Source organism: Arthrobacter ginkgonis, from assembly GCF_039540195.1.
In the GTDB taxonomy this organism is placed as follows: Bacteria; Actinomycetota; Actinomycetes; order Actinomycetales; family Micrococcaceae; genus Zafaria; species Zafaria ginkgonis.
In genome coordinates this window covers 178,120-199,001 of the sequence record NZ_BAABEO010000020.1, presented here as the reverse complement: position 1 = coordinate 199,001, position 20,882 = coordinate 178,120, and the positions used below count along the sequence as shown (strand labels likewise).

20 protein-coding genes are annotated in these 20,882 nt (G+C 69.3%); 13 read left to right on the top strand and 7 right to left on the bottom strand.

What is annotated here, in order from left to right:
• Positions 1–10: 10 nt before the first annotated feature.
• Positions 11–433: a MarR family winged helix-turn-helix transcriptional regulator gene (locus ABD912_RS16015; RefSeq protein WP_345152391.1), complete on the bottom strand. Its 423-nt coding sequence runs from the start codon at positions 431–433 to the stop codon at positions 11–13.
• Positions 434–873: 440 nt separating this feature from the next.
• Between ABD912_RS16015 and ABD912_RS16010 the strand changes: the two genes are divergently transcribed.
• The 7 genes from ABD912_RS16010 to ABD912_RS15980 are packed head-to-tail and all read left to right on the top strand — an operon-like array spanning position 874 to position 8,290.
• A complete protein-coding gene (locus ABD912_RS16010; protein WP_345152315.1) occupies positions 874–2,085 on the top strand; it encodes a cytochrome P450 in 1,212 nt (403 codons plus the stop codon).
• A 52-nt stretch (positions 2,086–2,137) separates the two neighbouring features.
• A complete protein-coding gene (locus tag ABD912_RS16005) occupies positions 2,138–3,130 on the top strand; it encodes an ABC transporter substrate-binding protein (RefSeq protein ID WP_345152313.1) in 993 nt (330 codons plus the stop codon).
• A gap of 16 nt (positions 3,131–3,146) precedes the next feature.
• A complete protein-coding gene (locus tag ABD912_RS16000) occupies positions 3,147–4,886 on the top strand; it encodes a dihydroxyacetone kinase family protein (protein ID WP_345152310.1) in 1,740 nt (579 codons plus the stop codon).
• Complete coding sequence (locus ABD912_RS15995) at positions 4,883–5,698, top strand: ABC transporter permease (protein ID WP_345152309.1); 816 nt, start codon at positions 4,883–4,885, stop codon at positions 5,696–5,698. Before ABD912_RS16000 ends, ABD912_RS15995 begins: the two co-directional genes overlap by 4 nt.
• A 1-nt stretch (position 5,699) precedes the next feature.
• Positions 5,700–6,476, top strand: a complete 777-nt coding sequence (locus ABD912_RS15990; RefSeq protein WP_345152306.1) for an ABC transporter permease — start codon at positions 5,700–5,702, stop codon at positions 6,474–6,476.
• Positions 6,477–6,483: 7 nt separating this feature from the next.
• Positions 6,484–7,326, top strand: coding sequence for an ABC transporter ATP-binding protein (locus ABD912_RS15985; protein WP_345152304.1), 843 nt, complete (start codon positions 6,484–6,486; stop codon positions 7,324–7,326).
• A gap of 7 nt (positions 7,327–7,333) precedes the next feature.
• Positions 7,334–8,290, top strand: coding sequence for a PDR/VanB family oxidoreductase (locus ABD912_RS15980; protein WP_345152301.1), 957 nt, complete (start codon positions 7,334–7,336; stop codon positions 8,288–8,290).
• A gap of 87 nt (positions 8,291–8,377) precedes the next feature.
• On the opposite strand, the gene ABD912_RS15975 is transcribed toward ABD912_RS15980, so the two are convergent.
• Complete coding sequence (locus ABD912_RS15975) at positions 8,378–8,860, bottom strand: MarR family winged helix-turn-helix transcriptional regulator (protein WP_345152298.1); 483 nt, start codon at positions 8,858–8,860, stop codon at positions 8,378–8,380.
• A 132-nt stretch (positions 8,861–8,992) separates the two neighbouring features.
• Between ABD912_RS15975 and ABD912_RS15970 the strand changes: the two genes are divergently transcribed.
• From ABD912_RS15970 to menE, 5 genes are all read left to right on the top strand, one after another.
• The gene (locus ABD912_RS15970; protein WP_345152295.1) at positions 8,993–9,919 is read left to right on the top strand and encodes an SDR family oxidoreductase; all 927 of its coding nucleotides are present in this window, start codon (positions 8,993–8,995) and stop codon (positions 9,917–9,919) included.
• Between the two features lie 12 nt (positions 9,920–9,931).
• Complete coding sequence (locus ABD912_RS15965; protein WP_345152291.1) at positions 9,932–10,891, top strand: amidohydrolase family protein; 960 nt, start codon at positions 9,932–9,934, stop codon at positions 10,889–10,891.
• Entirely contained in the window at positions 10,888–12,123 is a 1,236-nt protein-coding gene (locus ABD912_RS15960; RefSeq protein ID WP_345152290.1) for an acyl-CoA dehydrogenase family protein, read from the top strand. The genes ABD912_RS15965 and ABD912_RS15960 overlap by 4 nt, the downstream gene beginning before the upstream one ends.
• Positions 12,124–12,201: 78 nt before the next feature.
• On the top strand, positions 12,202–12,657 hold the full coding sequence (locus ABD912_RS15955) for a MaoC family dehydratase (RefSeq protein ID WP_345152287.1): 456 nt from the start codon (positions 12,202–12,204) through the stop codon (positions 12,655–12,657).
• Between the two features lie 109 nt (positions 12,658–12,766).
• Positions 12,767–14,296, top strand: coding sequence for an o-succinylbenzoate--CoA ligase (gene menE / locus ABD912_RS15950; protein WP_345152286.1), 1,530 nt, complete (start codon positions 12,767–12,769; stop codon positions 14,294–14,296).
• Positions 14,297–14,360: 64 nt separating this feature from the next.
• On the opposite strand, the gene ABD912_RS15945 is transcribed toward menE, so the two are convergent.
• From ABD912_RS15945 to ABD912_RS15925, 5 genes are all read right to left on the bottom strand, one after another.
• The gene (locus tag ABD912_RS15945) at positions 14,361–15,095 is read right to left on the bottom strand and encodes a hypothetical protein (RefSeq protein WP_345152284.1); all 735 of its coding nucleotides are present in this window, start codon (positions 15,093–15,095) and stop codon (positions 14,361–14,363) included.
• Positions 15,092–16,474, bottom strand: coding sequence for an iron uptake transporter deferrochelatase/peroxidase subunit (gene efeB, locus ABD912_RS15940; RefSeq protein WP_345152282.1), 1,383 nt, complete (start codon positions 16,472–16,474; stop codon positions 15,092–15,094). Before efeB ends, ABD912_RS15945 begins: the two co-directional genes overlap by 4 nt.
• 442 nt (positions 16,475–16,916) lie before the next feature.
• On the bottom strand, positions 16,917–17,663 hold the full coding sequence (locus tag ABD912_RS15935; protein ID WP_345152280.1) for an IclR family transcriptional regulator: 747 nt from the start codon (positions 17,661–17,663) through the stop codon (positions 16,917–16,919).
• Between the two features lie 3 nt (positions 17,664–17,666).
• Positions 17,667–18,710, bottom strand: coding sequence for an enoyl-CoA hydratase/isomerase family protein (locus ABD912_RS15930; RefSeq protein WP_345152278.1), 1,044 nt, complete (start codon positions 18,708–18,710; stop codon positions 17,667–17,669).
• A 176-nt stretch (positions 18,711–18,886) separates the two neighbouring features.
• Positions 18,887–19,744 carry an alpha/beta fold hydrolase gene (locus tag ABD912_RS15925; protein WP_345152276.1) on the bottom strand — a complete coding sequence of 286 codons (858 nt, stop codon included), beginning with the start codon at positions 19,742–19,744 and terminating at the stop codon, positions 18,887–18,889.
• Between the two features lie 279 nt (positions 19,745–20,023).
• Between ABD912_RS15925 and ABD912_RS15920 the strand changes: the two genes are divergently transcribed.
• A complete protein-coding gene (locus ABD912_RS15920; protein WP_345152390.1) occupies positions 20,024–20,881 on the top strand; it encodes an IclR family transcriptional regulator in 858 nt (285 codons plus the stop codon).
• The last annotated feature ends 1 nt before the right edge of the window (position 20,882 follow it).

Sequence of the window (20,882 nt, the reverse complement as noted above, 5' to 3'; positions counted from 1 at the left end):
ATGCACGGGATCAATCGTCCGCAAGCGGTGGCGCGGCGAGCACTTCCGACTCGTAAAGCATGAGGTCGTCCTTGGCATCGAGCATCTTCAGCAGGGCCTGGTTGAGTACCCGGATCTCCTCCGGATCAAGGCGGCGGTGGAGGAGGCGCTGCCGTTCCATGGCCACCGGCATCATCCGTGTGTGCATCTCGGCGCCGGCCGGAGTCAGGAAGAGGAGGCGGGAGTTCCACCTCCCGTCCTTGGCGGTGATCAGCCTCCGTTCCGTCAGGACCGTAATCGCCTTGGAGGCAATCGATTTGTTGATGCCTAGGACCTCGCAGAGTTCGCTTGCGGACGAGCCCGGGTGGTTGCCCAGCGCGCTGATGATCCGCCACTCGTTGGTGCCGAGTCCGAACAGATGGCTGAAGACCCGGGAGCCGCCCCAGAGCAGCATGTTGGACACGAGCCCAACAAGAGCCGGGGTATATGAGTCGCGATCGATCGTCTCCGGAAGCCGGTCAAGGACGCGTCCTTCATCATCGACGTGGAGTGGGGCCGAAGCGGTTGGATTGGACATTTTGCCTATTCACTTGCGGAGGAAGCGGTGGTCGTTGCCATGCCGATGGCCTGGCGGGGCCCGGACTTGCGACCACGATACGTGGAGTTGCGGGCGGGCGTCACAACTGGCATGGAAAGTCCTTACGTTCGGTCGGAATTGCCCTGTGCTCACCGGGGCGCCTTCCCCGCTCCTGCCCTGCAGCGGGCAAATTCCGAGGCCTCCTTGACGGGTGCGTCGAAATCAGTTTACATATGAACGAATTTAAATGTAATGCACATCACGAACGGCTGGCTGGTGCGACATGCAGGGAGAAGCGCCGCGATCAGGGAGAGCACATGCTGGATTCAACGGACACAAACAAGCGCGTCATTTCGGACGTCGATCCTTTTTCCCGGGAGAGTCTGCTGAACCCGACCGAGGTGGATCGGACCGTGCGCGAGGCGGGCGACATCGTGTGGCTGGAAAAGCACGGCATCTGGGCCACCGGACGCCATGCCGTGGTGGATCACATCTTCCGCGACTACGGGACCTTCGAATCGTCGTCCGGCACGGGCCTGACAAACATCAAGAAGGAAGCGAACTGGCGCAAGCCCAGCGTCATCCTGGAGAGCGACCCTCCGGTGCACGCCAAGTACCGGCGGGTCATGGCCTCGGTGCTCAGCCAGCGGGTCGTCCGCCGGCTGCGCGACGGATTCCGGGCCACGGCGGTGGAAATCGTCGACAGGGCCCTCGACCGGGGCTCGGTCGACGGTGCCAAGGAACTCGCCGAGGCCTTTCCCCTTGCCGTCCTTCCCGACGCCATTGGCTTCAGCCCCGAGGGGCGGGAGAACCTGCTGCCGTACTCGAACCTGAACTTCCAGGCCATGGGCCCCCGGAACGAGTTCTACTGGGAGGCCGTCGAGGAGGCGAAGCCGGCGGTTCCCTACGTGGATTGGCAGATCAGGCGTGAGGCGCTGGCGCCGGGAGGACTGGGCCAGGACATCTATGCCTTTGCCGATTCCGGCGACATCAGCGAAGAGGACGCGGCGATGCTGGTGCGCACCTTCCTGTCGGCAGGTGTTGACACGACGATCTTCGGCATCCAGTTCGCGCTGAAGGCGCTCGCCGAGAATCCCGAGGCCTGGGCTGCCCTGAAGCAGGATCCGGGGCTGGCCAAGGCCGTCTTTGAGGAATCGCTGCGCTGCTACGCCCCGAGTCCCTACATCGGCCGAACCACGTCTCACGAAACCCGGATCGGCGATACGGTCCTCGGGGCCGGCGAGAAGGTCCTGCTGATGCTTTCCGCGGCAAATCGCGATCCCCGCTTCTGGGAGCGCCCGGAGGAGTTCGACATCGCGAGGGACACCTCGGGACACTTGGCCTTCGGCACGGGAATCCACGGTTGCGTGGGACAGATGATGGCCCGAATGGAGGCGATCACCCTGCTGACGGTTCTGGCCGAGCGGGCTGAAGTCCTGGAGTTGGCCGGCGAGCCGGTGCCCTTCCTCTCGAACTGGCTGCGCGGGTTCGATTCGCTGCCCATGCGGGTCGGACGCGGCGTGTCATGAGATCCGCCATGGAAACAGTTTTTGATACCAAAGCACCCCAAGGAGACAACAGATGAAACGACTGCCCAAGTTGATGATCGCCCTCGGCGCGGCGGCCATGGCGCTCACCGCCTGCTCGCCCGCCACCGGCGGCAGCGAGCAGAAGAGCGCGGCTGCCAACGGCGAGCTGCGGGAAGCGCACGTCGGGGCCGTTCCGGTCGTTGACGTGGCAGCGCTCTATGTGGGGGAGAAGCAGGGATACTTCGAGGATGAAGGGCTGAAGCTCAACATCGAGTTTGGCCAGGGCAGCGCGGCCATGATCCCCTCCCTGCTGAACGGGCAGTTCGACATGCTCTACGGCGGATCGGTGAACATGCTCCAGGCCGCCGGCCAGGATCTTCCCATCCAAGCCGTCGCCGTGGGCGGGCGCACGACGGGCGTCGTGGGCAAGGACCACGGCGGGGTGCTGGTCCTGCCGGAGAGCGGCATTGAAAACGCCGCAGGGCTGGAAGGCAAGAAGGTCGCGGTCAACGCCCTGCGCGGCCTGCACGAGGTCAGCCTCTGGGCCGCCATCAAGAAGGCCGGCGGAGACCCGAAGAAGGTCACGTTCCTTGAAATGCCCCTGGCCGACATGGGCGCGGCACTGGAATCGGGCCGGATCGATGCCGCGTCCACCTCGGAACCGTTCCTCGGCGTGATCGAAGGCGATGGCGCCAAGAACATTGCCAGCCTGTATGCCGAAGCCGACCCCAACTTCGTCACGGCCACCTACTTCACCTCCACCAAAATGACGGAAACCGATCCGGAATTCGTCAAGGCCTTCGTCCGTGCCCTGGAAAAGTCGTTTGCCTATGCCGATGCCAACCCGGACGCGGTGCGGGCCGAATTGGGCAACTTCACCAAGATCGATCCGGCGCTGATCGATTCCATGACCCTCACCCGTTTCAAGTGGGGGCTCACCACCGAAGACGTCCGGTTGATCGCCCGGCTGGCCGCCGACGCCGAGTCGCTCGAAGACCCGGACAAGGCCACCGATGCCGTGACCGCGTTCCTGAACGAGCAGTAGGGCGTTTGGTCCAGTCATGAAGAAGCTCATCAATTCGGCCGAAGACGTCATCGAGGACTACATCGATGGCCTGGTCGCGGCCGGGCACGGCCTGGCCCGCCTGCCCCGCGAACCAATCGTGCTGCGGGCCCCCCGGTTCCGGAAAGAGCCGGACAAGGTCGCGGTGATTTCAGGAGGCGGTTCCGGGCACGAGCCGGCCCACGCCGGCTACGTTGGCCCCGGAATGCTCGACGGCGCCGTGCTCGGCCCCGTCTTCACCTCGCCGTCGGCGGACGACGTCTACTCGGCCATCAAGGCCGTGGCGACGGACGCGGGGGTCCTCCTGATCGTCAAGAACTACACCGGTGATCGGCTGAACTTCGGGATCGCCATGGAAATGGCCCGGGCCGAAGGCCTCGACGTCGACATGGTGGTCGTCGCCGACGACGTCGCGCTCGGCGACGAGTCCCGGGCCGGGCGGCGCGGCCTGGCCGGAACGGTCCTGGTCCACAAGCTGGCCGGGGCGCTGGCGGAGCAAGGCACCGGCCTGGCCGGAATCGTCGCGGCACTGAAGGGCTTCCTGCCCGGGATGGGCACCATGGGGGTCGCCCTGGGCCCGTGCCATTCGCCGGGCCGGGAGGAACCGAACTTCACGCTGGGCCGGGAGGAAATCGAGTGGGGGCTGGGCATCCACGGCGAAGCCGGCCGAAACCGGGGCCCGCTTCCCGGCTCCCGGGAACTGGCCACCGCGCTGGTGGAAGCGATCGCCGTCGACCGGGGGCTTGCGGAAGGGACCGAGGTCGCCGTCCTCGTCAACGGCCTGGGCGGAACCCCGGACCTGGAACTGCGCATCTTTGCCGGCAACGTCATCCAGGCCGCACGTGCCCGGGGACTCTCCCCCGAACTGCTCTGGACCGGGGCGTTCATGACGTCCCTGGAGATGCCCGGGGTGTCGGTCACGCTGGCCGCGCTCGACGACGCGTCGCGGTCCCTGCTTCTGGAGCCGGCGGCCGTCCCCGGCTTCGGCGCACCGGGGCACCCGAACGGCGTCCCGGACGGTGACGGAGGCCTTCCGGAGGCCCCGCAGCACGAGGGTCGGGTCCATGGCGAGACGCCGGCCACGGTGGCGGCCGCCCACGAATTCGTGGCGCTGCTCTGCCGGCGGCTGATCGAGGAGGAGGACCACCTCACGGCGCTTGACCGTGCGGTGGGGGACGGGGACCTGGGGACGAACCTGGCCCGCGGTGCCCGGAGCATCCTGTCCTGCGGGGAGGAATTAACGGCAGGCAATAGTCTGTCCGGCTACTTCCGGGATCTGTCGACGACGATCCGCCGGGGTGTGGGTGGTACCTCCGGTCCGCTCTACAGCCTGTTGGCCCTAGGGGTGGCCGAAGGCATCGGCCGCGCCCAGGAGGCGCCGCAACTGGAGGATTGGGGCAGGGGCCTGGACATCGGCGCGGCCCTGATCCGGGAACTCGGCGGAGCCAAGATCGGCGACCGCACCATGGTTGATGCGCTCGCTCCCGCCGTGGAGGCCCTGAACGGGCCCGCCGCCAGCCATCCGGAGGCCGTGGCTGCGGCGGCACGGGCCGCCCGCCAGGGCGCGGAGTCGACCGGCGCCATCGTTGCCGGCCTGGGGCGGAGCAGCTACCTGGGCCAGCGGGCGCTGGGGCACCCCGACCCCGGGGCCATCGCCATCGCCCTCCTCTGCGAAACGGCTGCCACGCACCTCGGAGCGATGACCGGCGCCGACCCCCACCCTGGCGGCGGACGATGACGGCGGCCCCGACGCAGACGAAGAAGCAGACCGGGAAGGGCTCCAGCCGGGAACCGCTCCTGTGGGGGCTGCTGGGCGTCGGAATCCTGCTGGCGCTCTTCGAGATCGTTCCCCGGTTCGGGCTGCTCAATTCCCGGTACGTTCCGCCGCTGTCCGACGTCCTCGCCGCGCTCGGCGGGCAATTGACGGATGGGGGCTTCTGGGTGGCCCTGGGCTCAACGATCCTGGGCTGGCTGCTCGGACTGGCCATCGCGTCGGTCCTGGGCGTGGCCGGCGGTGTGGTCGTGGCCAGCATCCCGATCCTGAACCGGATGCTCTCCTCGACCATCGAGTTCCTGCGTCCCATCCCGTCGGTGGCACTGGTGCCGATCGCCGCGTTGCTCTTCGGCACGACCATGCAGGCGACGCTGTTGCTGGTGGTTTTCGCCAGCTTCTGGCAGGTCCTGATCCAGGTCATGTACGGGGTGCGGGACATCGACCGGGTGGCGATGGACACCGCGCGCACGTACCGGCTGGGTGCGTTCTGGACGATTCGCAAGGTCGTCTGGCCCAGCATCATGCCGTACGTGGTCATCGGCATTCGGCTGGCCGCGGCCGTCGCGCTCATCCTGGAGATCACCGGCGAACTCGTGATCGGGTCACCGGGCATCGGAAAGCTCATCGTCGTCGCCCAGTCATCGGTGGCCACCTCAACCATGTACGCCCTGGTCCTGGTGGCGGCCCTGCTCGGGGTGCTGGTCAACGTCGGCACCCGCCACATCGAGGGCAGGGTCCTGTTCTGGCATGCCTCGGTTCGCTCGGAGGGAGCGTGAAATGAACATGGGCAAGCTACCCATCTGGTTGTTCGTTACCTTGACCGTTCCCGCGGTGATCCTGGCGCTCTGGACGCTTTTGGCGGAAGTGACGGAGAGCCTCTACTGGCCCTCGCCGTTGGCCATTGCCCGGGTCTTCCCCAAGACCTGGCTCGATGGACGCATGGCAGAGGACGTGGTGCCCAGCCTGGTCCGGCTTGCCGTGGGCTATCTCTGTGCCCTGGTCATCGGGATCGCGATTGGGCTCGTCGTCGGATCGGTGCGGCGGCTGCGGCTGGCCGTTGAACCGGTCTTCGAGTTCTTCCGCGCCATCCCGCCGCCGGTCCTGGTGCCGATCATGATGCTGATCGCCGGCATCGGCGACGGCATGAAGATCACCGTGATCGCCTTCGGCTGCGTGTGGCCGATCCTCCTGAACACGGTGGAAGGCGTCCGCGGCATCGACGGGATCCAGATCGACACGGCCCGGTCGTATTCGCTCCGGCCGACGCAGCGGCTCCTGAACGTGACCATCCCCTCCGCCTCGCCGAAGATCTTCGTCGGGGCCCGGCAGTCCCTGGCGATCGGCCTGATCATGATGGTCATCAGCGAGATGTTCGCGGCGAGCAACGGCCTCGGCTACAACATCGTCCAGTTCCAGCGGCTGTTCCAACTCAAAGAAATGTGGAGCGGAATCATCCTGCTCGGCATCATCGGCGTCGCCGCCAACGCCATTTTCAAGCTTGTCGAGAAACGCTGCCTGCGTTGGTACCTCGGCATGCAGTCCCAGGAAAGGTAATTCAAGGATGCAACACGTCGAAAAGCCGCCGATCCTGTCGGTCGAGTCTCTCCGCAAGGTCTACGGTTCCGGTGCCGGAGCGGTGGAAGCCATCGGAAACCTCGACTTCACCATCGGCCACAACGAGCTGATCTGCATCGTGGGACCGTCGGGGGCGGGAAAAACGACCTTCCTCCGGTGCCTTTCGGGACTGCTTGCCCCCACCTCCGGGCAGGTCGTGCTGGAGGGGAAGAAGGTCGAGGGCCCGCCCGAGGGCATGGCCGTGGTGCTGCAGGAATACAGCCGCAGCCTCTACCCGTGGATGACCGTCTACGACAACATCGAACTGCCGCTGAAGGCAAAGGGCCTCTCCGCCGGCGAACGCAAGGCCGCCGTCACCGAGGCCCTCGCAGCCGTCGGGCTCTCCTCCTCGAGGAAGTCGTATCCCTGGCAGCTGTCCGGCGGCATGCAACAGCGCGTGGCCATTGCCAGGGCCATCGCCTACAAGCCCAAGATCCTGGTCATGGACGAACCCTTCGCCGCGGTCGACGCCCAGACCCGGGCGGACCTGGAAGACCTCGTGCGGGACATCTGGCAGCGCCTGGGCGTGACGGTCCTTTTCGTCACCCACGACATCGACGAGTCCGTCTATCTGGGCCAGCGGGTCCTGGTCCTGTCCAGCGCTCCCACCTTCATCATGGAGGAGGTGCGGATCAACCTGCCCGACGAGCGTGACCAGCTCTCCACCCGGGCGCTGCCCGAGTTCGCGCGGCTCCGCACGCAGGTGTACGAGCTGATCCAGCAGGCCAAGCATGTCACCTACCGGACGCAGCCCGCCGTCGCCGGGGAAGCGGTGTCCCATGGTGCCTGATCCAACAGTGACTAGTCCAACAACGCTCACCTTGCAGGTCGTGGCCAGGAACGCGGAGTCCGACGGGGTTGTCTCGCTGGTGCTGGCCGATCCGATGCGGGTACCGCTTCCCGCATGGACCCCCGGCGCCCACATCGACCTGCACCTGGACGTTCCCGGCCAAGGGGAAACGGTCCGGCAGTACTCGCTGTGCGGCGATCCGTCCCAAGACACCGAATACCGGATCGCCGTGCTGCGGGAGTCCGACGGCGGGGGCGGCAGCCGGCACATCCACGACGCCCTGTTCCCGGGCACCCTGGTGCGGGTCTCGAGCCCGCGGAACCTGTTCGAACTCGGCTCCGGCGCCCCGCTGGTCTTTGTGGCCGGCGGCATCGGCATCACCCCGATCCTGCCGATGGTTGCCCGGGCGCAGGAACAGGGGATCGACTGGCAATTGCACTACGCCGGACGGTCGACCGAGACGATGGCGTTCACGGGCGAGCTGGAACCGTATGCGGGGCGCACCTTTTTCTACCCTGCAGACCAGGGAAAACGGATGGAACTGCAGGAGATCGTGCGCAACGCCGGCCAGGCGGTGACGTACGCCTGCGGGCCGAACAGGCTCCTGGATGCCCTGCAGGCGGCCGCCGACCGGCACGGCCGGGACCTGCGGGTCGAACGGTTCGTGAACGGGAACATCGTCACCGCCGCATCGGACGAGCCGTTCAGCGTAGAGCTCTCCGAATCGGGGCTGACGCTGGAGGTCCTTCCCGGGGAATCGATCCTGGAGGTCGTTGGCTCGGCAGGGGTATCGGTGCCGTCCTCGTGCCGCGGCGGAACCTGCGGCACCTGCGAGACGTTCGTCCTGGCGGGCCGGCCCGACCATCGCGACGCGATCCTCAGCGCCAAGGAACGCGAGGAGTCCGAGGTCATGATGATCTGCGTGTCGCGGAGCAAGGGCGGCCCGATCACGCTGGAACTGTGATTCAACGGCCTGCCGCCGGAATCCGGACCGCCCGCGTGCAGCCGTCGTCAGCGGCTGCACGCGGGCGGTTTGCCGTTGGACGCGGGGTCAGCCCTGCCCGTCCGGGAAGGCGGTCTTGGTGAGCAGGCGGCGCAGCTCGTCCCGCTCGGCGGGGGAAAGCGAACCGAGCGCGGCCTCCTCCGCCCGGTGGGTCGCCTCGCGCGCCTGGCGGTACACGGCCGCGCCGTCGCCGGTGGCGCGGATGATCTTGGAGCGGCGGTCCTGCGGGTCCGGGACGCGCAGCACCAGCCCGCGCTTCTCCAGCTGGTCCACCAGGGCCACGATCTGGCTGGGGTCCAGGCTGAGGAACCCGGCGAGTTCGCGCTGGGTGGGAGGCGTCGGCCCGCAGGCCAGGGACAGGACGGAGTACGAGCGCACCTTCAGGTCCAGGGGGGCCAGTTCCCGGTTCGCCAGAAGGGAACCGAGCGAGCGGGTCCGGGCCGTGAGGAACTCGATCTCGCCGGCCAGATCGCTGGCCAGGAGCCGGTCGTGCTCCTCGAGGACCGCGGTGTTCTTCTCTTCGGGGGCCATGCCCCCTCCTTCCACGCATGTCGATGTGGAACTTAATCATTGACTTTTTCAAGAATATAAGTTGCCATGTATTTAACGCCAGATTCGCACGAAACCGAACGCCGGGCAAGGCCGGGCAGAAGGAGCCACCACATGTCACTCGCAGGAAAAGTCGCCATCGTCACCGGCAGCGGCCGCGGCCTCGGCCTCGCCTACGCGCAGGAGCTCGCCCGCCAGGGCGCGGCCGTGGTCGTCAACGACGTCGACGCCGCCGTCGCCGAAGAGGCGGTCGCCACGATCACCGCCGCCGGCGGCCAGGCTGTCGCCGTTGTCGCCCCGGTGGGCACCACCGAGGTGGCCCAGCAGCTGGTCCGCGCCGCCGTCGACGCGTTCGGCCGCCTGGACATCCTGGTCACCAACGCCGGCGTGCTGCGGGACAAGTCCTTCCTGAAGATGACGGACGAGGACTTCGACACCGTCATCAACGTCCACCTGCGCGGCACCTTCACCTGCGCCCGCGAGGCCTTCGCGTACTTCAAGGAGAACGGCATCGCCGGGCGCATCATCGCGATCGGTTCCCCCACGGGCCAGCGCGGCGCGTTCGGGCAGACCAACTACGCCGCGGCCAAGGCCGGCATCGTCGGCATGGTCCGCACCTGGGCGCTGGAGATGAAGCGCGCCGGCGTGACCGCCAACGCCGTGATCCCGGTGGCCGTGACGGCCATGACCCGCACCGTGCCGTTCTTCGCCAAGGCCGTCGAGGCGGAGGACCGCGGCGAGCCCATGCCGGAGTTCTTCCGCAAGGAGCTCGGCTTCGGCTCGGCCGACGACGTCTCCGGCCTGATCGCCTTCCTCGCCTCCGACGCGGCGGCCGGAATCACCGGCCAGGCCATTGGCGCCGGCGGCGACCGCCTCCAGCTCTGGAGCCACCCGGAGGCGATCGAGTCCGCCTACCACGACGGCGGCTGGGACTACGGGACGCTGCAGGCCGGCTTCCCGTTCGCCGAGGCGCTGCAGTCCGTGGGCGAGAAGTTCCCCGAGCTTCCCGAGGAGCTGCGCCCGGAACCCGTGGCGAAGTAGGGGCAGGGATCCATGTCCACCCACCACGGGCCCACCCGCTACGAACCCGCGCTGGACGTGGCCGCGCTGGCGGCCATCGACATGCACGTCCACCTGGAGGTGGACAACTGCGGCCACCGCGCCATGCCGGATGACCTGTTCGACGCCTCCGCGAAGTACTTCAAGGCCGAGGAACGCACCCCGTCCATGGACCGCATCGCCGAGATCTACCGCGAACGCTCCATGGCCGCCGTCGTGTTCACCGTCGACGCGCGCACCGCGCTGGGCCACCTGCCCAACTCCATCGACGACCTGGTCGCCGGGGCGGCGCGCAACAACGACGTCCTGATCCCGTTCGGCAGCGTCGACCCGCGCACCGGCGCGGAGGCCATCGCGGAGGCCCGCCGGCAGGCGCTGGAGCTCGGCGTGCGCGGCTTCAAGTTCCACCCGTCGCTGCAGGGCTTCGACCCCTCCGAGGCGGCCTTCTACCCGCTGTGGGAGGCGCTTCAGGAGCTGGGCCTGCCGTGCGTGTTCCACACCGGGCAGAACGGCATGGGCGCCGGGCTGCCCGGCGGGCGCGGGATCAAGCTGCGCTACTCCAACCCGCTGCTGCTCGACGACGTCGCCGCGGACTTCCCGGGGCTGACGATCATCATGGCGCACCCGTCGGTGCCGTGGCAGGAGGAGGCCAACTCCATCGCCACGCACAAGGCCAACGTGTTCATCGACCTGTCCGGCTGGAGCCCGAAGTACTTCCCGGCCTCGCTGGTGAAGCTGGGCAACAACGTGCTGTCCTCCAAGCTGCTCTTCGGTACAGACTTCCCGCTGATCACGCCCGACAAGTGGCTTCAGGCCTTTGCCGAGCTGCCGCTGAAGGACGAGGTGCGCCCGCGCATCCTCAAGGGCAACGCCGTGCGCGTGCTGGGACTGGAGGCTTTCGCGCCAGCCGGCACCGCCGAGGAGGCCAGGGCGGCCGCGGGGGCCGAAGCGTGAGCCGCGGCCGGGACGGCGCCACGGAGGGGTTCTACCCCTCGGACGTCTACGGGTTCGCGGAGCTGCTCACCGACGCCGAACGCTCCGCGCTGTCCCGGCTGCGGGCGGTCCTGGACACGCAGGTGCGCCCCCTCGTGGCCGAGTACTGGGAGCGCGGGGAATTCCCCGAGCAGATCGTGGCCCCCTTCGTGGACCTGGACCTGATGGATCCGGTGGAGGTCCGCGAGGCCGGACAGGTGCCCAGCGGCCTGTACGGGGGGTTCCGGAACTTCGAGATCGGCCGCGTCGATACCTCCACCGTCACCTGGTACAACGCGCAGTCCGGGCTGTTCCGCACCACGGTGAACCTCGGCGGAAGCGCCGAGCAGGCCGCCGAGCTGGACCCGCGGATCCGCTCCTTCGACTTCACCGGGGTCTTCGCGCTCACCGAGCCGGACCACGGCTCGGACATCGCCGGAGGGCTGGCCACCACCGCCACCTTCGAGCCGGCCGCCGGCGAGCAGGGCGGGGGCGGTCCGGGCGAAGGCCGGTGGACCATCAACGGCGCCAAACGCTGGATCGGCGGGGCCTTCCTGGCCGACGTGCTGGCGGTCTTCGCCCGCGACACCGCCGACGGCCAGGTCAAGTGCTTCCTGGTCCCGCGGGAGGCGGCCGGCGTGAAGCTGACCAAGATCGAGCGCAAGACCAGCCTGCGGATCATGCAGAACGCCGACATCGAGCTCGCCGACGTGCGGGTCCCGGACTCGGCGCGGCTGCGGAACATCAACTCGTTCGCCGACGTCGCCGCGTGCCTGCGCAACATGCGCTCGGACGTGGCCTGGATCGCCGCCGGCGGCGCCGCCGGAGCCTACGAGGCCGCGGTCAGGTACGTGCTGGAGCGCCAGCAGTTCGGCAAACCGCTGGCGTCCTTCCAACTCATCCAGGAAAAGCTGGCGCACATGCTCTCCAACGTCACCGCGGCCCTGGCCGTGGTGGTGCGCCTGACCCAGCAGCAGGAGGCCGGGATCTACCGGGACGAAAACTCGGCCATGGCCAAGATGTTCACCGCCCGCATGTACCGCGAGACCGCGGCGCTGGCGCGCGAGGTCTGCGGCGGCAACGGCATCCTGCTGGAGAACGACGTCGCGCGCTTCCACGCCGACGCCGAAGCCGTCTACTCCTACGAGGGCACCCACGAGATCAACGCGCTGATCGTGGGACGCTCCATCACCGGACTCGGAGCTTTCCGCTAACCGGTGCCTTCCGCCGAGCCGGCCACGACTTCACTCCAACCACATCAACTACACCAACCACACCTAAGGAGACCCACCATGGGCCAGACCGTCATTTCCTACGCCGAGCTCGCCAACGCCGCCGGCACCGACCTGGGCTACAGCGAGTGGCGCACCGTCACCCAGGAGCAGGTCAACACCTTCGCCGACGCAGCCGACGACCACCAGTGGATCCACACCGACCCGGAGAAGGCCAAGGATGGCCCCTTCGGCGCCCCGATCGCCCACGGCTACCTGACCCTCTCGCTGCAGATCGCGTTCTGGACCGAGATGTTCGAGGTGGAGGGCGTCAAGACCAAGGTCAACTACGGGCTGGAGAAGGTCCGCTTCCCGGCGCCGGTGCCGGTCGGCTCCAACATCCGCATGAAGGCCACCATCGCCGAGGTCGAAGAGGTCAAGGGCGGCTACCAGATCGCCGTCGACCAGACCGTCGAAATCGAAGGCGGCGCCAAGCCCGTTGTCGTCTCCCGCGGGCTGTACCGCTTCTACGCCTAGCCCGCCGCGGCCGGTCCGGCCCGCATGATGATCGGACCGGCCGCGGGACCCACAACACGACGACGGATGCGCCCGCGGGCGCCGCAGCAGCAGGAAAGGCAAGCGAAGAATGCGCAACGCAGGACTTGGATCCTGGATCCACAAGCGCCGGGTCAAGTCGGTGGGCAAGGTCGCCGTCGTCAACGGCGAATCCGAACTGACCTATGACGCCCTCGCGGAACGGGTCGACCGCCTGGCCAACGCCCTGGCCGAACGCGGCGTCGCCAGCGGCACCCGCGTGGCCTACCTGGGCAACAACCACCCCGCCTACCTGGAGACGCTGTTCGCCTGCGGCCTCCTCGGGGCCCTGTTCGTGCCCCTGAACACGCGCCTGGCTCCGCGCGAGCTCCAGTACGCGCTCAACGACTCGGGAAGCACCGTGCTGGTGGGCTCCGGCCTGCTGGAACCGCTCGCGGAGAGCGGCAGCCGCGACACCGGCGTCGTGCACCGGCTGGTGGTGCACGACGGCGGCGGCGAGGACTCGCCCGCCGAATCCTACGAGGTCGCGATCGCGGCCGCGCCGGCCGACCACCGGGACATCGACGTCACGCTCGAGGACCCGGCGATCATCCTGTACACCTCCGGCACCACCGGCAACCCCAAGGGTGCGCTGCTCACTCACGGCAACATGACCTGGAACGCCATCAACGTGCTGGTCGACTACGACGTCACCGGCGACGAGGTGGCGCTGATGATCGCACCGATGTTCCACGTCGCGTCCCTGGGCATGGGCGCCCTGCCGACCCTGCTCAAGGGCGGCACGCTGGTGCTGCAGGACCGCTTCGAACCCTCCGCGGTCCTGGCGGCGATCGAGAAGCACCAGGTCACCAGCCTTTCCGGGGTTCCCACCACGTACCAGATGCTCGCCGAGCACCCGGCCTGGGCGACCACGGACATCTCCTCCCTGCGCAAGCTCACCTGCGGCGGCTCCGCCGTTCCTGTGCGCGTCATGGACGCCTACGAGGAGCGCGGACTCGCCTTCTCCGGCGGCTACGGCATGACGGAGACCGCCCCGGGGGCCACCTCCCTGCAGCAGGAACGCTCGCGCGAGAAGGCCGGGTCCGCGGGCCTGCCGCACTTCTTCACGGACATCCGCATCGTGGACGCGATGGGCGAACCGCAGCCGGCGGGGGCGGTGGGGGAGATCCAGATCTCCGGACCGAACGTCATCCCGTCCTACTGGCAGCGGCCCGAGGCCACGGAGCAGTCCTTCGCCGACGGCTCCTGGTTCCGCTCCGGCGACATGGGGTACGTCGATGACGAGGGCTTCCTCTACATCTCCGACCGGCTCAAGGACATGATCATCTCCGGCGGGGAGAACATCTACCCGGCCGAGGTGGAGCAGGCCATCATGGAACTCGATTCAGTCTCCGCCGTGGCCGTCATCGGCATCCCCGACGAGAAGTGGGGCGAGGTGCCGCGGGCGATCGTGGTTCCCGCCCAGGGCGGCGGCCTTGACGACGCGGCCCTGATCGAGCACCTCTCCACGCGGCTGGCCAAGTACAAGATCCCCAAGACCGTGGTCTTCGTCGACGACCTTCCGCGCACCGCCAGCGGCAAGATCCGCAAGGCCGACCTGCGCAAGACGCACGGCGCCTAGCCGTACGCGGGAGGGGACGACGGCGGTGCGCACCGCCGTCGTCCCCTCCCGCAGTGTGCCGCGGCTAGGATCCGCCCGATCCGCCCCAGCGGCGCAGGGTGCTGTTGAGCAGGCCCACCAGGATGCAGGTCCACCAGCAGGCCTGCGAGATGGTCAGGGCGACGAGCAGCCGGGCGCGCAACCGGGCCGCCATGGCCGTGAAGCGGGTGTCCGCCGGCAGGCCGTGCAGGCGGCGCATCGCGGGGGCGAGGGCCACGCCGTTGAGCATAAGGACCAGCACGCACGCCATCTTGACCTGGGTCAGCGGGTTGGAGAGATCGGGCTTGATCATCGCTCCGGTGGCCAGCAGTGCGGCCAGCCCGCCCCAGATCAACGGCTGGGCGGCGGCCTCGAGGCGTCCGGTGTCGCGGATTTCCCGCTTGCCCAGCAGCCAGAGGAATCCCACCCAGTCCACCACCAGGATCGCGCCGAAGGCCACCGCCAGGGCCAGGATGTGCCCTGCCAGGCCGACCCGGTGCAGGACCGGTCCGCAGTCGACCCACATTCCCACCGCGATCGATGCTGCCCAGGCCAGCAGGCAGAGGGCGCCGAGGCTCACGGTGGTCCCGCGCCCGGGGGACCACCGTGAGGCCGGTCCGGTGGCCCGCCCGGCGGGTGCCGGAGCGCCGGGTCCGGCAAGGCCATCGGGTCCAACCAAGTCATCGGGTTCAGCTAGGTCATCGGGTTCAAACAGGCCGTCGGGGGCGGAGGGCAGGGCCGGTGGTGCCTTGCCGCCGGAGGTGACGACGGCGCGGCTCATGCGAACAGTCCCTCCCCGATGAAGCCGCCGGGCTTGGTGCCCGGGGGCACCGCGAAGAGGCCGGATCCGGTGTGCCTGAGGTACTCCACGGCCAAGGTGTCCTCCTTGGCCATGGTCATCTGCATCGGCACGTAGTGGGTCCGCGGGTCCTTGACGAATGCGATGAAAAACAGGCCGGCGTCGAGGCGGCCCAGCCCGTCCGAGCCGTCCGTGTAGTTGTAGCCGCGGCGGAGCATCCGCACGCCGCCATTCTGGTCGGCGTGGGCCAGCCGCACGTGGGAGTCCAGGGGAATCAGCGGTTCCTCGTCCTTGCCCGCTAGGTGGAAGTCGGGGGCGGTGAACTCCTTGCCTCCGGAGAGTGGGGCGCCTTCGCGCTTGGTCCGGCCGATGAGGCCTTCCTGCTCGCGCAGCGAGGTCCGGTCCCAGATCTCGATGTGCATGCGGATGCGACGCGCCACCAGGTAGCTGCCACCGGCCATCCAGGCCTCTTCCGGGCGGCCACCCGCTCCGGCCCACACGTGCTCGCCGAGCAGGCCGGCGTCCTCGGCCTTGAGGTTGTTGGTGCCGTCCTTGAACCCGAAGAGGTTGCGCGGGGTCTGCTGCGCAACGGAGGTCGACGAGGTACGGCCGAAGCCCAGTTGGGACCAGCGCACCCGGGCCTTGCCGAAGGCGATGCGGGCGAGGTTACGGATGGCGTGGACTGCGACCTGGGGATCGTCGGCGCAGGCCTGCACCACAAGGTCGCCCCCGCTCCGGGCCGGCTCCAGGGCGTCGCCGGGGAAGTGCGGCAGGTCGATCAGCGCCTCGGGCCGCCGCCCGTCGAGGCCGAAGCGGGCCTTGCCGTCCTTCTCGAACAGAGTGGCGCCGAAGCCGAACGTCAGGGTGAGGCGGGCGGCGGAGAGGTCGAGGGCCTCGCCGGTGTCCTCCGGCGGGGCGTCGTACGGCCCGTCGACGGCGCCGGTGTCGCCGGTGGGCCGGCCTGCCGCCATGGCCTCCGCGGCGGCGGTCCAGTCCTTGAGGAGCTCCACCAGCGCGGCACGGTCTTCGGTGGTGACGTCGAAGGCCGCCATGTGCAGGCGGTCCTGGGCGGGCGTGGTGATGCCGGCCTGGCGGTCGCCGAAGAACGGCACCGCCGAATCGCTGGCGGGCGGCGCGGCCGCGGCCGCCAAGGGGCCCCGGCCGACCATAACGGCCGCGATCCCCGCGGCGGCCCCCGCACCGCCCACGCCGGCCAGGCCCAGCAGGCCGCGGCGGGAGAGGCGCGAACGCACGACGCCGGCGGTTTCGGACCCTGCGCCGGCGGCCTGGGGCGCTGCGCCCGTACCGTTGGCGGGGCGCTCGGCAGGCGGTTCCTGGCCGCCGAAGGGGCAGCCGCTCACAGGGCCACCGCCTCGGCGGGGCCGGTCGAGGCGGCGCTGTTCAATTCGGCGCTGTTCAATCCGGCATGGGGAAAGCCGGTGGGTCGGCTGAATTTGGGCAGGGGGAAGCACGGCATGGGAATTCCTTGGGGGAGCGGTGGGGTGCGGTGATGGGACGGGACGGGCGGCTCATCGGCGGGCCGCAGCGCCGCGGGCTACGCTGGCCGCGGCGCGGAGGTATGTCGGACCGGCGGGCAGCCCGTGGTCCGGGCAGTGCTTGGCGCCGTCCGGCCGGCACGCATGGTGACAGTCATCCGGACACTTTCTCTGAGCGGAACGGTGATTAGGCTCACCTAACGGAGAACTGTATAGCTCCGGGTGATTACGTGAAAGTAACGTGTCCCAATCTCCGGGATGATTACTCCACGGAGAGGATGATTGCGCAGCGGCGGTCCGGGCCGCCCTAGCCCGGCGGCATCTCTCCGAGCCCGCGGGAGATGCCGCGCGCCGCGGTGCGCAGCGCCATCACCGCGGGGCGGAGCAGGTCCGACCCGCGCGGAACCACCACGGCCAGGACCGCGAGCGCGTGCCCGCGCCGGTCCAGCACCGGGACCGCGACGCCGGTGGTGTCCGTGTCGATGAAGCCCTCCAGGGACGCGTACCCGGTCTGCCGGATGTGCGCCAGTTCGCGGCGCAGGTCCGGGTGGCTGGAGCGCATCCGGTCCCCGTGGCGTTCCAGGTACCCTTCCAGCACCGGGGCGGGGGAGAAGGCCAGCAGGGCGAGCCCCATCGAGGTCAGGTGCACCGGCATGCGCCCGGCCACGGACGCCTGGTTGACCACGGAGCCGGGGCGGGAGAGGCGCTCCAGGACCAGCACCTCGTCGTCGTGCAGCACGGCCAGTTGGGTGTTTTGCCGCACCACCTGGTTGACGTCCTCCATGAAGGGCATCGCCACCCGCTTGAGGTCCAGGGTGGAGGAGGCCCGGTTGGCCAGCTCCCACAGCCGCAGGCCCAGCCGGACCTCGCCGCCCTCGCGCGCCAGCAGCCCGTGCCGCAGCAGTTCCTCCACCAGCCTGTAGGCGCTGGCCCGGGGCACGTTGGCCCGGCGGGCCAGCGCGCTGACCGTGAGCGACGGCGTGCCGGCGTCGAACGCGTCCAGGATCCTCACCAGCCGGTCCAGCACGGAGTCGCCGGAGGGGGAATTCGCCACCGGCTACCCCACGGCGGCCGCGACAGCGGCGGCCGTGGCGGGGTCCAGTTCCGCGAGGCTGGCCGGCGACCAGTGCGGGTCGCGGTCCTTGTCGATCACCTGGGCGCGGATGCCCTCGGCCAGGTCCGGGTGCTCCAGCAGGAACGCGGCGATGCGGTGCTCGCGCTCGAACGCGGAGCGCAGGTCGTCCTCGGCGCGTGCGGCGCGGATGGCGCGCAGCGCGGTTTCGACGGCGAGCGGGGAGTTGGCCCGGATCGCCGCGGCGGCCTCCGCCGCCCCCGGATAGGGGGAGGCATCCAGCGCGGCCAGGATCTCCGCGGCCGTTGCGTGCGCGTACGCGGCGTCGATCCAGCCCTGCGCGGCCGTGGCGGTGAAGGACGACGCCGGCGCGGCGGTGCCGTGGAGGATCTCCAGCCCCATGGCGAGCTCCTCCCCGGACAGCTCGGCGAAGTCCGGCAGCGCGGCCAGGATTTCCTCCAGCGCCTCCGGGACGGCGCAGAAATCGGCGAACCCGGCGTGGATGGCGTCCCCGGCGCCCATGCTCGCGGCGGTCAGCCCGAAGTGCTCGCCGAGCCGTCCCGGAGCCTGGCCGAGCAGGTGGGTGCCGCCGACGTCGGGGGAGTAGCCGATGCGGGTCTCCGGCATCCCGACCCGGGACCGCGGGGTCACGATGCGCACTGCCGCGTGCCCGGCCAGGCCCACCCCGCCGCCCATGCACAGCCCGTCCATGAAGGCGACGACGGGCTTGGGGTAGGTGGCGATGGCCAGGTCGAGGGCGAATTCGTCGGTGAGGAAGTCCAGGAAGTCCTGCGGCCGGCCCGCGGTGATCGAGGCGTGGAAGCCGCGGATGTCCCCGCCGGCGCAGAAGCCGCGCTCGCCGGCCCCGCGCAGCACCACGATCCGCACCTCGGGGTCCTCGCGCCACCCGGCCAGGGTGGCGGCGATGGTCCTGACCATGCCGTGGGTGAGCGCGTTGATCTTCTCCGGCCGGTTCAGCGTGATGATGCCGAGTCCGTCCCCGGTCCCGGTGATGACATGCTCGCCCATGTGCGTCCCTCGTGTCCTTCCGTGGCCCGTGTTCGTGGGCCGGGTCCTGGCGCTTCCGGTGCCTTGTGGTCTCGGTTCCCGTTCCGACGGTACCGGAAAGACGCGCGCGGCCCCTCCCGAAGGGGAGGGGCCGCGCGTGCGGTGGTGCGTGCCGCCGTCGTCGTTGCCCGGGCGGGTCAGGCGCCGGTGCCGACGAAGTCGGCCACGACGCGGTTGAACTCGGCGGCGTGTTCGAGCTGGGCCCAGTGCCCGCACCGGTTGAGCAGGTACAGCCGGGAGTTCCGGATCAGCGAGCACAGGCGCAGGGAGTGCTCGAAGTGCACCACCCGGTCATCGCGGCCGTGGATGAGCAGGGTCGGGGCCGTGATGGAGGCGACCTGCTCCGGGGTGGCAAAGGGCATGTAGCCGGGCTGGCCGAACCCGGCCAGGAAGTTGGCCCGGTGGTCATCGCGCCGGGCCGCGGCCTCGGCCCGTTTGGCCACCATCTCCTCGGTGGCGAAGCCGGGATCGAAGGTCATGACGTCCGCGAGGCGGCGCATGGTCTCCGGGCTGGGGTCCCGGTAGCCCGCCACCAGGACCTTGATGCCCTCGGACGGTCCCGCGGCGCCGAACAGGGTCGGGGTCGGGAAGCTGCCGGTGCCCATGGTGACCAGGTGGCTGACCCGCTCGGGGTGGGCCGCGGCCAGGGAGGTGGCGATGATCCCGCCCATGGAGTTGCCCACCAGGGCCGCGCGCTCGATGCCGAGTTCGTCCATGAACTGCACCAGCGCCCCGACCGAGTCGGCCTGCTCCGGGGTCGCCGAATCCGAGTCTCCCCAGCCGGGCACGTCGATGGCCAGGACCCGGAACCGCTCCGCGAGCGGGCCGATGTTCGGGGAGAAGTTGCTCCACCCGGACGCGCCGGGCCCGGACCCGTGGATCAGGATCAGCGGGTGCCCGCTCCCGGCCTCCTGGTAATGGATGCTCCAATCCTTCGTCTGCACCCAGCGGCTGGTGCCCTCCTGGGTCAATTCAACAGTGTCCTGAACCGTCATGGGGCCCGTCCCTTCTGTGCGGCAGGTGGCCGCCTCGTCGGTCTGCCGGTGATCCGGTGCCTTCCATCCTTGGGGACGTCCACGGGGGCCGCCACGAAAACGGGCCGCTCTGCGGAACGGTCAGTTTTCGGACGGGACGACTTTTGTAGAGCGTCCATTCTAATATGTTCACTCCAACCTCTTGAAGTGGCCTGTATCACTCAATACAGTTTGGGGAGCACAGAGCTGTGCGGGGCCCTCTCCGTTGGGGGAACTAGTGAAGGAGCCATCGTGACCGCAATGCAGGTTGAGCCGTTGTCCCGTCCCGCCGCCGGGACCGCCCGCGGGGCGGTCCCCGAGCTGGACGGGCTGGGCAATGGGGATTTGGGCGGTGAGGGTTTGGGCAATGAGGGCCTGGGGGCCTCCTCCGCCACCTCGGTCAGCAAGGCGCTGCAGATCCTGGACGCGTTCCGCGGCACTGGCAGCGCGCTGGGCGTCAGCGAGCTCTCCCGCTGCGTGGGCGTCCCCAAATCCACCACCTTCCGCCTGCTGGCCAGCCTCGAGCAGGGCGGCTTCGTGGTGCGCACCGGCACCAAGTACAAGCTCTCCCGCCGCGTCTTCGAACTCGGCAACCGGGTGGACGAGTGCCTGCCGCAGGGCCTGCGCGACGTCGCGCTGCCGTTCCTCAGCGAGCTGTTCGTGGCCAGCGGACGCACCGTGCACATGGCGGTCCTGGACGGGGCCGACGTCGTCTACCTGGACAAGATCCACGGGCACCTGGCCCCTCCCGTCCCCAGCACCATCGGCGGGCGCATCCCGGCGAACTGCTCGGCGCTGGGTAAGGCCCTGCTTGCGCACGGCACCGCGGACGCGTTGCGTGGCTACCTCGGCGGGCCGCTGGCCCGGCGTACCCCCTACTCCATCACCGAGCCGGGCCGCCTGGTCAACCAGCTGCGGCAGGTCCGCGCCAGCGGGCAGGCGTTCGACCGCGAAGAGGTGCTCCTGGGGCTGACCTGCGTCGCGGTCCCGGTCATGCATCGGGGACGTCCGGTCGCGGCCGTTTCCATCTCCTCGCCGACCACGGGGTTCGCCCCGGAGGCCTACGGGCGGCTGCTGCGCAAGGCCGCCTCCGGCATCTCGCTGGCCCTCGCGGGTTAGG